13 protein-coding genes are annotated in these 13,783 nt (G+C 58.0%); 9 read left to right on the forward strand and 4 right to left on the reverse strand.

The window, feature by feature from the left end:
• The first annotated feature begins 133 nt into the window (after window positions 1–133).
• The 6 genes from lhpI (at window position 134) to IG617_RS20445 (ending at window position 5,679) form a co-directional block, all read left to right on the forward strand.
• Entirely contained in the window at window positions 134–1,834 is a 1,701-nt protein-coding gene (gene lhpI, locus IG617_RS20420; RefSeq protein ID WP_192111046.1) for a cis-3-hydroxy-L-proline dehydratase, read from the forward strand.
• A 161-nt stretch (window positions 1,835–1,995) separates the two neighbouring features.
• On the forward strand, window positions 1,996–2,457 hold the full coding sequence (locus IG617_RS20425; protein WP_192111047.1) for a methyltransferase family protein: 462 nt from the start codon (window positions 1,996–1,998) through the stop codon (window positions 2,455–2,457).
• 73 nt (window positions 2,458–2,530) lie between these two features.
• Complete coding sequence (locus tag IG617_RS20430) at window positions 2,531–2,716, forward strand: hypothetical protein (RefSeq protein WP_192111048.1); 186 nt, start codon at window positions 2,531–2,533, stop codon at window positions 2,714–2,716.
• A 97-nt stretch (window positions 2,717–2,813) separates the two neighbouring features.
• Entirely contained in the window at window positions 2,814–3,887 is a 1,074-nt protein-coding gene (locus tag IG617_RS20435; RefSeq protein ID WP_192111049.1) for a glycosyltransferase family 4 protein, read from the forward strand.
• A gap of 86 nt (window positions 3,888–3,973) precedes the next feature.
• The gene (locus tag IG617_RS20440; RefSeq protein ID WP_192111050.1) at window positions 3,974–4,912 is read left to right on the forward strand and encodes a glycosyltransferase family 2 protein; all 939 of its coding nucleotides are present in this window, start codon (window positions 3,974–3,976) and stop codon (window positions 4,910–4,912) included.
• Between the two features lie 29 nt (window positions 4,913–4,941).
• On the forward strand, window positions 4,942–5,679 hold the full coding sequence (locus IG617_RS20445) for a glycosyltransferase family 32 protein (RefSeq protein ID WP_192111051.1): 738 nt from the start codon (window positions 4,942–4,944) through the stop codon (window positions 5,677–5,679).
• Window positions 5,680–5,688: 9 nt separating this feature from the next.
• Here the strand turns inward: IG617_RS20445 and IG617_RS20450 are convergent, their stop codons facing one another.
• The 3 genes from IG617_RS20450 to gcvA all read right to left on the reverse strand — a co-directional run bounded on the left by IG617_RS20450 (window position 5,689) and on the right by gcvA (window position 8,742).
• A complete protein-coding gene (locus IG617_RS20450; RefSeq protein ID WP_192111052.1) occupies window positions 5,689–6,771 on the reverse strand; it encodes a glycosyltransferase family 61 protein in 1,083 nt (360 codons plus the stop codon).
• 95 nt (window positions 6,772–6,866) lie between these two features.
• Window positions 6,867–7,781, reverse strand: coding sequence for a lipid kinase YegS (gene yegS / locus IG617_RS20455; protein ID WP_192111053.1), 915 nt, complete (start codon window positions 7,779–7,781; stop codon window positions 6,867–6,869).
• 37 nt (window positions 7,782–7,818) lie between these two features.
• On the reverse strand, window positions 7,819–8,742 hold the full coding sequence (gene gcvA, locus IG617_RS20460) for a transcriptional regulator GcvA (RefSeq protein ID WP_192111054.1): 924 nt from the start codon (window positions 8,740–8,742) through the stop codon (window positions 7,819–7,821).
• Between the two features lie 186 nt (window positions 8,743–8,928).
• On the opposite strand from gcvA, the gene IG617_RS20465 reads away from it, so the two are divergent.
• Both IG617_RS20465 and IG617_RS20470 read left to right on the forward strand, forming a co-directional pair.
• The gene (locus IG617_RS20465) at window positions 8,929–10,146 is read left to right on the forward strand and encodes an acyl-CoA dehydrogenase (RefSeq protein ID WP_192111055.1); all 1,218 of its coding nucleotides are present in this window, start codon (window positions 8,929–8,931) and stop codon (window positions 10,144–10,146) included.
• A gap of 56 nt (window positions 10,147–10,202) precedes the next feature.
• Window positions 10,203–11,384, forward strand: coding sequence for an NAD(P)/FAD-dependent oxidoreductase (locus IG617_RS20470; protein WP_192111056.1), 1,182 nt, complete (start codon window positions 10,203–10,205; stop codon window positions 11,382–11,384).
• Window positions 11,385–11,403: 19 nt separating this feature from the next.
• Here the strand turns inward: IG617_RS20470 and IG617_RS20475 are convergent, their stop codons facing one another.
• A complete protein-coding gene (locus IG617_RS20475) occupies window positions 11,404–12,324 on the reverse strand; it encodes an N-formylglutamate amidohydrolase (protein ID WP_192111057.1) in 921 nt (306 codons plus the stop codon).
• A 338-nt stretch (window positions 12,325–12,662) separates the two neighbouring features.
• Between IG617_RS20475 and mgrA the strand changes: the two genes are divergently transcribed.
• Window positions 12,663–13,691 (forward strand): L-glyceraldehyde 3-phosphate reductase, encoded by a 1,029-nt coding sequence (gene mgrA, locus IG617_RS20480; RefSeq protein WP_192111058.1) that lies wholly within the window; start codon window positions 12,663–12,665, stop codon window positions 13,689–13,691.
• The last annotated feature ends 92 nt before the right edge of the window (window positions 13,692–13,783 follow it).

Below are 13,783 nucleotides of genomic sequence, written 5' to 3' on the forward strand. Positions count from 1 at the left end.
TCGGAAACCAGCCTCGAGACAAGAGGCGGAAGTCAGTGCCGAGAAATGCCTTGCCGCGCCGAAAAAGGCGAAACGGCATGGCCATTCGGCGGCAGTTTCCATCAAGATGAGCGCACACCTATAGAGGCGAAGCATGATCTCGGACGCCCCCCATGAGGCAACTCTATTCGTCGCGAGCGACGCAAAAGGGCAGGTTCTCACCTGCCAGGAAGGACTGAGTTTTTGGGGTGGTGTGGATCCAGAGACCGGCGTGATTATCGACGCTCACCACCCAAATCACGAAGCCTGTTTGGCTGGCCGCATTGTCTTGATGCCAACGTCACGAGGCTCCTGCAGTGGCAGCGGCGTCATGCTGCAGCTTGCTCGAAACGGCCAAGCCCCCGCAGCACTTGTCTTCCGTGAAGAAGAAGCAATTCTGACCTTGGGCTCCATAATCGCTGGACGGCTGTTTGACCGGCCTGTCGCAATCCTGCGGCTTTCCAACACTCTCTATGACGATTTGTCATCTGCCGACGAGGCGGAAATCAGCAATGGCAGACTTCAGTTCAATGGTCGGGCGATAGATCTGTGTTCACCTGACGCCCAAGAGCTAACCTTGAGTGCAACCGATCAATCAATGCTTGACGGAGAAGGTGGCAAGGCACAAAAAATCGCAATGGAAGTCCTATGCCTGATGGCCGTCGCACAGGGTGCAACGAGCCTGACAGACGTCTCGCGTGCGCATATTGACGGCTGTATTCTCGCCCATGACGCCAATCTCGATTTCGCTGAAAAAATGCATCAGATGGGGGCTCAAACCTGCATACCCACGACGATCAACGCGATCTCCGTCGACCGCGAGAATTGGCAATCGCAGGGCGTTGTTCAAGAGTTTGGCTCCAAAGCCAGCCGCCTTGCGGACGCGTATGTGAACATGGGAGCCAAGCCGACCTTCACCTGTGCGCCCTATCTGCTGGATGACGCGCCTGCCGAAAAAGAACCGATCGGCTGGTCAGAATCCAACGCAGTGATCTATGCAAATTCGGTCCTGGGCGCACGAACACAAAAGCATCCGGACTACCTTGATCTTTTTATTGCCATGACTGGCCGCGCACCAAAAACCGGCGTCTACCTCGACGAAAATCGCCGACCAGATTGTGAAGTGCACGTCGAACTGCCTGAAACGTTTGATGACGCCCTTTGGCCGATGTTGGGTTGGTTGGCCGGAGCAAAGTCTCCAAATGGCATTCCCGTGCTGACGGGACTTGAAGCGGCTTCGCCTACAGCTGACGATCTCAAGGCACTCTGCGCAGCCTTCGGCACAACATCCGCTGCGCCGATGTTGCATGTGCGCGGCCACACGCCTGAAGGCGCGCTGCCGCCGCAAGAGGGCGCTTCAAGGTTAGGCATCACCAAAGTCGATCTGGCGCGGCTTTGGCAGGACTTTAACACCGCTGGCGACAAGGTCGACTTGGTCGCGATCGGCAGCCCGCATGCCTCTTTGACCGAATGTCGAAACCTCGCAGACCTTCTTGAGGGGCAGAGATGTCATGATAACACCAAAACGATCGTGACAATTGGGCGCTCTGTTTTGGCGACTGCGAAAAAAGAGGGCATCATTGAGCGCCTCTGTAAGGCTGGTGTACAAGTCATCCCAGATATCTGCTGGTGCTCAATTACAGAACCAGTATTCCCAACGGCGGCCGCTACCTTGATGACCAATTCCGGAAAATACTCTCACTACGCCAAGGGCTTAACGGGCCGGTCTATCAGGTTCGGCAGCCTCAAAAACTGCGCTGAGGCCGCAACAAACGGTGTTGCTTCAAACCGACTGCCGGATTGGCTCATCTCCTGATCCCAGTTAGACCAATGGCTCCAGAAAAGCTGATTGCTTGAGGGGGCGGGGCTAGTACCGAATCTGCCGCGCAAACGTCCTGGCGCTTGACCTTCCCATCCCTTTGGCGCCTGATGCCTCGACCAAGGTGACTGTGCCCTGGGGCAAGTGAAGATGACCGCATGAGCTGGCTGAAGACGCGCATTCCACCACCTGTCTGGCTTTTGGCGAGCGGGTTTCTGATCTGGCTCGTGGCGTGGCAGTTTCCGGGGCAAAACCTTCATTTCGTGGGACAAACGCTGCTTTCGGCCTTGCTTGGCGCTGTCGGCATCGCGGTGGAATTGACATCTGTCGGCGTCTTCCTGAAACGCAAGACAACCGTAAACCCATTGTCACCGAACAAAGCCAAGGTCTTCATCAACCAGGGCCTTTATCGCTACAGCCGCAACCCGATGTATTTGGGGGTGAGCATGCTGCTTCTTGCATGGATCATTTTCCTCGGGGCAGTTCTGGGTCTGGTTATCCTGGCCGGTTTCATGTTCGTCTTGACCGAACTTCAGATCAAACCGGAAGAAAAGGCGCTGGAGGCCAAATTCGGAGAGGTCTATCGCACCTATCGAAAAAAGGTGCGGCGCTGGATCTAAAACCCCAGATCACAAGACTTCCTTTGCGATTGCCCCGTTATAGGACCATGCACATTCAAACATGGATTCCAGAATGCCTTTGTCAAAAGTGATTGCCGTTGTTCTTTGCCTCTTCTGTCTTTCGGGTTGCGCTGCCGTTGCAGTCGGAGGCGCCGTTGTCGGAGCAACCGGCACTGTTGTTGGTACGGCTGTCAGCGCAACGACGACCGTTGCCGGAACGGCTGTCGACGTGGTGGTGCCTGACGGCGATGACGACTGATCTGGACGTCCGGTTCCGCAGCCTTTAAGACGCGACGATCATCGTCCGATTGCATCGGGCGAGTTCTCAGCGTCCCAGGGACAGGCCACGAGTCACCATGAAGATTGCCGTCATTTTGCCGAGAGGCATGCGATTTTCTCCTCAAGGTGCGACGTCGATCGACATCGTTGCCCGGGACCTCATCCTGAAAAGCCGTTTTCGCGACACAACCTATGTGATCGGAGCCGCGGCGCCAGACCCTTTTGAGGATGTTGGTTTTCGGCCCGTGCATGCCACGAACCAGGCCTCACTGGTCCGTGAATTCCTGAAGCAGCTGCGCACGGATCTGCCTGATGTTGTCGTGGTGCACCAGCACCCGGAAACGGCCGCCAGGATCTCCAAGGCCCTACCCCAGACCCCGGTTCTGCTGCACCGCCACGGACTTTTAAAAGAAAGCCGAGGCTTCATTTCGAGATGGAAGAAGCGGCGTCAATTTTCGCCGCTCGCCGGGATTGTCTTTGTCAGTGGTTTCATCCGGGATCGTTTTCTGGCGCAATTCCCAACCTTTGAAGACCGCGCGACCGTCGTTTTCAACGGCGTCGACACCTCCGTCTGGGCGCCTGCACGATCCAAGCGACAAGATATCGTCTACGTCGGGCGCGCGCGGCAGGACAAGGGCATCCTTCCCCTCATAGGCGCCTATCAGGCACTTGCCCGCCAGGACTGGAGCCTCAAGTTGATCCTGGGTGTGCAGACCGAGGCGGAGACCGCTTTTGCCAACCAGATCCGTGAGACCTGCGCAGACTTGGCAAATATTGCCATCTTTCAGAACGAGCCATCGGCGGCAGTTCAAAAACACCTCTCCGAAGCGGCCATCGCCGCGCTACCCTCCATCGTTCGAGAGGGTTTTCCCCGCGCCGTCGTTGAAGCCATGGCATCGGGCTGCGCCGTCATCGCAACCCACCAGGGAGGGACGCCCGAAGCTGCGGGCGATGCGGCCCTTCTGCTCGAAGAACCTGGCGCTGATGACTTCGAAACGCGGCTCAAGGACAGCTTGGCCGAACTGATCGAGGATGCTCAACGGCGCGACCAGCTCGCAACTGCCGGCCGCCAACGTGTGGTAAACACTCTCGGCCTTGAAGCGGTCGCAAATCGCTACGATAGCCTTCTCGAAGAACTGAGCGGGCCCTGAGCGCGATCCAGTTCCTCGCCGGTTGACAGAAAATTACTTTGTCGCCATTGCTCCAAGCTGACTCAAACGCGGTAGGCAAACGTCATATGCAACGCATCGGCATCATGATCTGCACGGCACGCCGGCCTCAAATGCTGGAGAACTGCCTGCGTTCTCTAACGTCTCAAGAGGTCCCCGACAGCTGGCAAGTCGAGATCTGCGTCGTTGAAAATGACCAGGAGCCGCGGAGCCAGGAGCGTGTCGAGGCCGTCGCCGCGGCCACTCGCTTTCCCATCCACTACGCCCTTGAAGAGAGACGCGGGATCCCATTTGCCCGCAACCGCACGCTCCATGAAGCGATCGAGCGCAAATACGACTGGGTCGCTCTGATTGATGATGATGAAATTGCGCTTCCCGGATGGCTGGAAGCGCATATGCGCTTTATCCAGGAGCAAGGTGCGGATGTCAGCTACGGTGCCGTGACCAAGAACTTTGAAAAGCAGCCACCTGACTGGTGGTATCCGGAAATTCCCAGTTCGAACCCCGCTGGCATGGTGTTGCCGCGTGCTTCAACCAACAACGTCCTCTTCTCGGCAAAGCTGATCCAGCCGCCAGCGGAACTGCGCTTCAATCCTGCGTTCCTTTACGGCTACGAGGACCTCGATTTTTTCGAGGCTGCCACGGCCAAGGGTTTCAAGATTGTCTGGTCACCGGATGCGGTGGTTGAAGAATATGTGCCGGCAAGCCGCGTCGCACCGAAGAGACTGCTTGGCTGGTCAAGATCCAGCTCGGCAGCCCACGTGCAGGTCTCCGTTCTGCGCAAGGGCTATCTGAAGTCAGCTGTGAAGTTCAGCATCAAGGGCCTGCGGCGCTTGCTCGGTGGTGTTTTCGGATCGGCACTGTTTTATCTGCCGGCAAAACTCGGCAGCGAGCGTGCAGTCTATCGCTATTTCAAAAGTCGCATGCGGTTGGCGCGCGGCCTTGGAAACCTTCAGGGTGTCTTGCAAAAACCCTATCGCTACTACGAAGTCATCGATGGGCAGTGATTGAGACCCGAAATCAAACAAGGTCGAGCATGAAAAAGAACATTTTCGTTTTCTGGACCGGTGACAATGAAATGTCACCAGCACGCTCGGCTTGTCTCAAGACGCTGGCGAACAGCCAATGCGAGATCACGCTCGTGACGCCTGAAAACCTTGCGAGCTGGATGAAGGATGACGCACCGCTGCACCCGGCGTATCAGCATCTGTCAGCGGTTCACAGATCTGACTATCTGCGCCCCTATTTCATGCACCACTATGGCGGCGGTTATGCCGATATCAAGGAAACGCAAAGTTCCTGGCTTCCTGCCTTCGATGCGCTGGAGGCAGCTCCGGACGCGTTTGGCATCGGCTACCGTGAAAAATCGGCCAAGGGCGTGGCTAACATCCATCGGCACCGGATCGACGGGACAAGCTATCATCTGGACACACAGACAAGCGCGTTCGCGAACTACCTGCGCTATCGCTTTTACCGCGCGAACTGGCGTAAAATGATCGGAATGTGCGCCTATGTGTTCCGACCGGAAACAGACTTTACGGCACTTTGGCTGGCGCATGTCGAAAAGCGGCTGGACTTGTTGATGCCCAGGTTAAGCGCGAACCAGGCGCCAGACCCACGCGCAGCAGCCGATCCAACGGCGGACGGGGCCAGCGCCCCCTACCCGGTGCCCTGGTCGTTCCTTTGCGCGGATGTCATCCACCCTCTTGTCTACCGACACCGGGACCGCATTCTGCAGGGCCTTCCAATGCCGAATTTCAAAAATTACCTCTGACGTCCTTGATCACAGGTTCTGGAAAACCCGCTTAAGCCCGTCGAGATCGACTTCAGTGGATGCGGTGAAGGCACGACCCTGCGGATTGAGCGTCATCAGGCTCGCGTAGGCGAAGCCAAGCTCCTTCGCCAGCATGTAATAATGCGGGGATCCCATTGTCGGGCTGAAGAGCTCGATAATACGGCAGGGCAGGCGGCGTCGAAACAGGATGTTGGTGAGAGCAGCGCCGTGAGCACCGGTAACGACGGAAGCCTGGCTGAACAGGTCGATCTGTTCCTTAAGGGATAAATTCGACGGATCCACCAGCTCAAAACCGAAACTCTCCGCCAGGGCATTGACCTCATCCTGATTGCGAAAGGCTCGGCCATTGGCAGCATTCTGGCCCCGCATGACGAAAATCCGCCGGTTGCTCCCGGATGGGCCAGGCACATCAAGGCGGTCGCAAACCCAGTCGAAGTAGGGCTTGTGGCAGAAAAACGCCCGGATGACATAGGCCTGTTCAACCGCAATCGTTTCCTTCCGCCCCTGAATGACGACTGGCCGCGCACCGAAGACGCCAAGATCCATGGCCTGTTGGAAGAACCTCGTGTTGGCCGTCTTCTCAGGTACCAGGAATGGGATTTCGACAGGAAGGCCATGCCTTTCGGCCACGGCTGCCTTGCTCAGGACATAGAGAAAGAAATGGAAATAGTTGTCGCCATGAAAATGGTGCAGCAGGATGGCAGCGGGTAGGCTTCTCTTCGGCTTGGTCAGGTGAGAGAAGAAACGCGGATTGCGCTCACGGTCCGGAATGTCACTCGAGCCCCACATGACGCGGCCGTTCGAGAACAGGATTCCCATCTTGGGATCAACTGTGCAAGGCCGATCAACACGCAGGATCGCCTCGCGATCTGACACAGTCGACCAGTGCTCCAGAAATTCTCTTGCTTGAACGGGCAGGAACTCGGGCCCTGCGTCTCTGACGGGCGCGTGCTGCTGATCCGTGAGGGCTGTTGTCACATCAGCAAAATTGGCCCTCGGCCAAAGACCATCAAGCGTTCTGCCGACGGCCTTGCGCGCCCTATGAAATTCGTCTCGTAGCGGATAGCTCATCGACCCAAACCCTGTCAGCAGACCAAGTCTAGGCCGCTGTTCCTGACAACAGATCCCTTACCCTGCGGTCTTGAGTTCGGCCAGTGCTAATCCCGTCACGGCCGCCGGAAGGAAATGCGTCCCGGCAAAGTGGCGACCTCCAAGCGGGTGTCATGAACCGGCTCGCCATCAAGGTTGATCTGGAGCGGTTCTTTGGTTTCGATCAGGATGCCGCGGACCTTCCACAAGACCAGTTTCTCCTTCAGACCTTCCTGACCTTTTTCGAACAGCTGCGCGAGAACCTCGGGGACCTCGTCCGCCTCCGGATAGGGAATGACCGTCAGATCAAGCAGGCCATCATCGAGGATCGCCTCCGGACACAATTGAACCCCTCCACCGGCCTGTCGCCCGTTGCCAATCGCCAACGCCAGGAAGCGGCCTTCCCAGTGGTGATCGTCCGCGGTGATCCGCCCCTCGCAGGCGGATAGTTCGGAAAAACGATTGAGCCCGGTGAAGACATAGGCCGCGCCACCGAGCAAACGCTTCAAGGTCGGGTCCGTCTCTGCAGTCACCTTGGTTCCAAAACCGCCTGTCGCAACATTCACGAAAGCCCGGCCATTGACGACGCCAACATCCATGGCCCGTGCCGGGGTTTGCGCTGCCATGGTCAAGCAGCCGGTCAAATCACCCGGATCCAGGCCGATCCCATGCGCAAAGTCATTAGCTGTTCCCAACGGCAAAAGTCCAAAGGAAAAGGGTGCCGCCTGGCTTTCTGACAGCTCTGCCAATGCCTCTGAGACCACTTCATTCAAGGTGCCGTCGCCGCCGCCGGCAACCAGCGTGTCGATCTTCTCCGGCTTCGCTTCAAGAAGCGCCTCGCGCACCAGTCGTTGCGCGTCGCCGGCTTCCCAGGTGACCCGAACGGACACCTTGTGCCCCCGCTCGCGCACGGCGCCGACGGCGGCGCGAACGTCGTCACGGGCAGCCGCTTTGCCGTGAAGGATCAGGCGCATATGGGTGGCTTCTGCCATTTCAGCATCTCCGTTTGCTTGTCTGCTTTGCCGGACGTTATCCGGGCAGCATGGTTTCCCGGTCCATACGGGCAGAACGCGCCTCTTCGATGAGCCAATTTCGGAAGTTTGCCACAACCGGACGCATGGTGCGGTTTTCAGGGTAGACGAAATAATAGGCCGACTGCTGCGCGAGAGACATGTCAAAGAGGCGAACGAGCCTGCCCGACGCAAGTTCCTCCTGAACGAAAAAGCGTGGCACCAACGCCGCCCCGGCATTGTGCACGGCCGCCTCGGAGATCATGACAAATTGTTCGAAACGCGCGCCTTGAAAGGCCGCGTCTGTTTCCACGCCCGCCTGATCAAACCACTGTTTCCACGCGAGCGGCCTGGTCGCCAGCTGGAGGCGCGGCACATTTGCGAGATCTCCAGGCGTCCGGATGCCATGCCGATCCCTGAACGCACGTGAGGCGACGGGAATGACTTCCTCTGGAAACAACGGCTCGGCGATCGCTCCCGCCCAGACCGGATCGCCGTGATGGATGGCCCCATCAAAGGGTTCGGCCTCGAAATCGAAGGGCTGTAGCCGGACGCTCAGGTTCAGACCTGCACTTGGGTGCCTGCGTTGAAATTCAACAAGGCGCGGGGCCAGCCACCTGGTTCCGAAAGTCGGCAGAACCGCAACATTCAGAACATCCTCGCTGCCGGCATATGACATGACCTGGCGCGTCGCGGCCGTCATTTGATCAAGCGCACCGCGAATATCATGCAGATAAAGTCTGCCCGCATCCGTCAGCACAATTCTCTGACGCACGCGCCTGAAGAGTTCGACACCCAAACGATCCTCCAAGTGGCGGACCTGTTTGGAGACCGCGCCCTGGGTGAGATGCAACTCTTCCGCTGCACGGGTAAAGCTCGAGTGGCGGGCCGCGCATTCAAAGGCAATCAATGCATCAGCTGGCGGCACAAAGGCGCGTTTCATGTCAGGGTCCGTGAGATTTGTCGAGTTCATTCCATATTGGCATGATTAGAGGAGAAGAAATCTCTTTTTTGCAAGCAGATCTTTCTGCACTATCCGTCTCGAGCATTATTTTCATTCCATCCTGGTGCGGCGGCGAAGATCGTCCCCGGATGTGGAATCCAGCCTCACGGCGCAAGGGAGAGCCCCATGAACGCATCAGCGACCACAAAATCCGCCCCAGCCGGCGGCGGAACCTTTGACTGGCAGGACCCGTTTCAACTGCGTGAGCAGCTGGGCGAAGACGAAGCGCTGATCATGGACAGCGCCCGGTCCTATGCGCAGGAGAAGCTTCTGCCGCGGGTCATCGAGGCCTACCGTGAAGAGAAGACAGACCGCGAGATCTTCAACGAGATGGGTGAACTCGGGCTGCTTGGCGTCACCTTGCCGGAAGAATACGGCGGTGCCGGTGCCTCCTACGTCGCCTATGGGCTCGTAGCGCGTGAAGTTGAGCGCATCGATTCCGGCTACCGGTCCATGATGAGCGTTCAATCCTCACTGGTGATGTATCCGATCTATGCCTATGGATCCGAAGTGCAGCGCAAGAAGTATCTGCCGAAGCTCGCCACCGGTGAATTTGTCGGCTGCTTTGGCCTGACCGAACCCGATGCCGGATCGGACCCTGCCGGCATGCGCACCCGCGCCGAGAAAATCGACGGCGGTTACAAGCTGACCGGTTCCAAGATGTGGATCTCAAACTCGCCGCTTGCCGACGTTTTCGTCGTTTGGGCGAAGTCCGAAGCGCATGATGGTGCGATCCGGGGTTTCGTGCTGGAAAAAGGCATGAAGGGTCTGTCCGCACCGAAGATCGGCGGCAAACTGTCCCTGCGCGCGTCGATTACCGGCGAGATCGTCATGGACAACGTGGAAGTCGGTGAGGATGCGCTGCTGCCGAATGTTTCCGGCCTCAAGGGGCCGTTCGGCTGTCTCAACCGCGCCCGCTACGGCATTGCCTGGGGCTCCATGGGGGCTGCCGAAGACTGCTGGACACGTGCACGCCAATATGGCCTCGAGCGCGAACAGTTTGGCCGTCCATTGGCTCAGACCCAGTTGTTCCAAAAGAAGCTCGCGGACATGCAAACCGAGATCACCCTCGGCCTTCAGGCTGCCCTGCGGGTCGGGCAGCTGTTCGATGCCGGCAAAGTCGCACCGGAAATGATCTCGCTGATCAAGCGGAACAATTGCGGCAAGGCACTGGATATCGCCCGCGTCGCCCGCGACATGCACGGCGGCAACGGAATTTCCGAAGAATATCACGTGATGCGTCATGCCCAGAACCTGGAGACGGTTAACACTTACGAGGGCACGCATGATGTTCATGCGCTGATCCTCGGCCGCGCCCAGACCGGCCTTCAGGCCTTCTTTTAGGGCATGACGTTGCCGGAGGTCCCCCCGCCTCCGGCGCTTTTTCCAGGCGGTTGCGAATGAACACAAGATCTGCAGATGTTGTCATTGTCGGCGGCGCCGTCATGGGCTCCTCCATCGCCTGCCAGCTCGCCCAGCGCGACGACTTTACCGGACACATTGTCGTTCTGGAGGCAGATCCAACCTATCAGATCTGCGCCTCGGCTCGCTCGGCGGCCTCGATCCGCCAACAGTTCTCCAGCGCCATCAACATCGAGATTTCGCTTTTCGGCATCGCATACCTGCGGGCAATCGGAGAGAACCTTGAGGTGGATGGCGAACACCCCGTCATCGACCTTCATGAAGGCGGATATCTGTTTCTCGCGACCCCGGACAAGCGCGACCTGCTTCAACAAAACCACGCTCTGCAGTCAGAGCTCGGTGCAGATATCGGGTTGTTCGACACGGCCGGGCTGCAGCGTCGGTTTCCGTGGCTCAAGACGTCTGACCTCGCCGCTGGTTGCCACGGTCTGACCGGCGAAGGCTGGTTTGATGGCTACGGTTTGATGCAGGCATTTCGGAAGAAAGCCCGATCCCTTGGCGTGACCTACCTGCCCGCCAAGGCGGAACGCCTTTGCAAGGACGGCGATGGCTGGTCAATTAAACTCGGCACCGGCGAGACGATCTCTGCCGGTGTCGTCGTCAACGCGGCCGGCGCATCAGGTGGCTCGGAACTTTGCCGCCAGGCCGGTCTGGACGTGCCGATACATTCCAGGAAACGCTGTGTTTTCAGTTTCGATTGTCGCGAAGCGCTGCCCAACTTCCCGCTGCTGATTGACCCGAATGGTACCTACGTCCGGCCAGAGGGACAGGGCTACATTTGCGGCGTCTCACCCGCTGATCAAGACGACGTCGACAGTGACGACTTCAATGTCGACCATGCCCTGTTCGACGATCATATTTGGCCCACACTGGCCGAAAGGGTACCAGCATTCGAAGCCATCCGGCCGGGGAACGCCTGGGCCGGTCACTACGACATGAATCTCTTCGATCACAATGCTTTCGTCGGCGCGGTGTCCGGTCTTGATAACTTCTATCTGGCCCTAGGCTTTTCCGGCCACGGATTGCAACAATCACCCGCCGTCGGGCGAGGGCTAGCGGAACTGATCACAACAGGCGGATACGAAACGCTCGATCTTGCGCCACTTGGACTGGACCGCCTGGAACAAGGCAAGCCATTACTTGAACGCAATGTGGTTTGAAACCGGTCTGGTTTAGGCCCTACTCGGCGACAAGCGGATAAGGTGTCCACTTGGTGGTGTCGCTCGCTTGCGGAGATGCACCGTCGGCATCCGCCAAAGAAGCTTCACCAAGGGTCGGCTGTGTCACCTCATTCGAGTTCGCCAAATGGCTTTCAGATTTCGTCCAGTCGATGGCCCGCGAAAACCCATCAATCAAGGCAGTCTTCAGCCGTGCGATGCGCGCCTTGTCCGGTTCAAACGGTGGCGACTCGTGGCGCAGATACACGCGCTGCGCAATCACGAGGGTCAACGACTGCAGGCCATCGGCAGGAGCGCCGTATTTCTCGGTAATATAGCTGCCACCCAAAGCCTCGTCGACGGCCACTGAAAACCCGCTCAACCCGGCAAAAGACCCGACAAATGTGCTCTTTAGGCCTTCAGAGCAGGATTGACCGTGGGCCGTGCCGATGTTGATGACCGGCAGCTCGCCTTCGAGAAAACCGCGAATGCGAGAGCGCATCGACTGGCAATCAAACAGGACAACCTCATCGTGCTGGCGTCTGAGCCGGCCAATCTGCTCCTCGAGCGCCTTATGAAAGGGCTGATAGAACAGGAGTTTCCGCTGCTCGATCTCAATCGGCCCGGGCTCCTCATCCGCCTGGTAGATCCGTTTGAGGTCTAAGGTCGAGAGCGGGCATAAGCTTTCGCGCGGCGAGACGTCGGGATCTTCTGCTTGATCGGCTGGCCGATCCACATCAATCACATATCTTGAAATCGTCGACCGGATGATCGTTGCATCCAGTTCGCGGGCGATATCCAGGACCTGCTCCAGCCGCCACGATATATCCGCCTGGAGACGACCGGTCGCGCTGAATCGCTTCTCGACAGCAGGTGGAACGTCGACCCCAGTATGCGGCAAGCAAAGGATCAGCGGGCTTTCGCCTTTTTCGACTATGATCATCCGCCCAGGCCCAATGAATTTATCGCAGTATGCATGTAGTTTGTTTTCTTTACGGAGCGGAAACAAGCCTCTTTGGCGCACAAACGACCAAAAAGACCTTCAATAGTACCGCATGGGCACTTTACCGCCGATATTTGAAGTTGCGTTGACGCAGCTAGTCCCAGCCGGACACTTTGCAAGCCAGTGTCAATCGAACTATCGTGAGTATCTCACAATGCATACAGGCCCCAAGCCGACCTTTTCCGATACACACAATTATCTGTCGATCAAACCGGATCTGCCGCCGCGATTTCGCGCAACGCGGCAAAAGAAGCCGGACAAACGTTTGAGGAAACGTCATGAGTTACAGTCCAGCCACATCCCGCTACGACGCAATGACCTACAATCGCTGCGGCAGGAGCGGTCTCAAGCTGTCGGCCCTTTCACTGGGGCTCTGGCACAATTTTGGCGGTGATACGGCGCGTGAAACAGGGCGCGCCCTTTGTCGGACCGCTTTTGACCTGGGAATCACGCACTTCGACCTTGCAAACAACTACGGCCCGCCCCCCGGGTCCGCCGAAGAAGCCTTTGGCGATATTCTGCGCAATGATTTTCACGGCCTTCGGGATGAACTCGTCATCTCGACCAAGGCAGGCTACCGCATGTGGCCCGGTCCCTATGGTGAATGGGGCAGCCGCAAATATCTTCTCTCCAGCCTCGACCAGAGTCTCACCCGGATGGGCATCGACTATGTCGATATTTTCTACTCCCACCGGGTCGACCCTGACACGCCACTGGAAGAGACGATGGGTGCGCTCGACAGTGCAGTCCGGCAGGGCAAGGCGCTGTACGTCGGCATTTCCTCCTACAACTCGGCGCGCACCCGTGAAGCAGCCAGGATCTTGAAGGAACTGGGCACTCCCTGCATCATTCACCAGCCGAGCTATTCGATGATCAACCGGTGGGTTGAAGACGACGGCTTGCTCGACACGCTGGACGATGAAGGCATCGGTTCCATTGCCTTCACGCCCCTGGCCCAGGGCATGCTGACGTCCAAATACCTGAGGGGAGTTCCGGAAGGCAGCCGCCTGACAGCCGGCAAGTCCCTCAAGCCAGACATGATCAGCGACGAGAAAGTGGAGCGTCTCAGGGGTCTCGCGGCCATCGCCGATGCGCGCGGCCAGACGCTTGCGCAAATGGCCATTGCCTGGGTTCTGCGCGGCGGCCGCGTGACCTCGGCGTTGATCGGCGCAAGCCGTCCCGACCAGATCGTCGACTGTGTCGGCTCGCTGGAGAACCTTGAATTTTCCAGTGACGAACTGGCGGAGATCGACCGGTTGTCGGCTGATTTCGATGTCAACCTTTGGGCGCTCAGCTCCAACTCCTGAACCACAAGCATGCGACCGTGGATTTAGAACTCGCGGTCGCACATCTGCCGCGAGCTTCGATCAATCTCGCTCATCCACTCATCAAGGATTGT

It is taken from the genome of Roseibium polysiphoniae, from assembly GCF_014842925.1.
GTDB lineage: Bacteria > Pseudomonadota > Alphaproteobacteria > Rhizobiales > Stappiaceae > Roseibium > Roseibium polysiphoniae.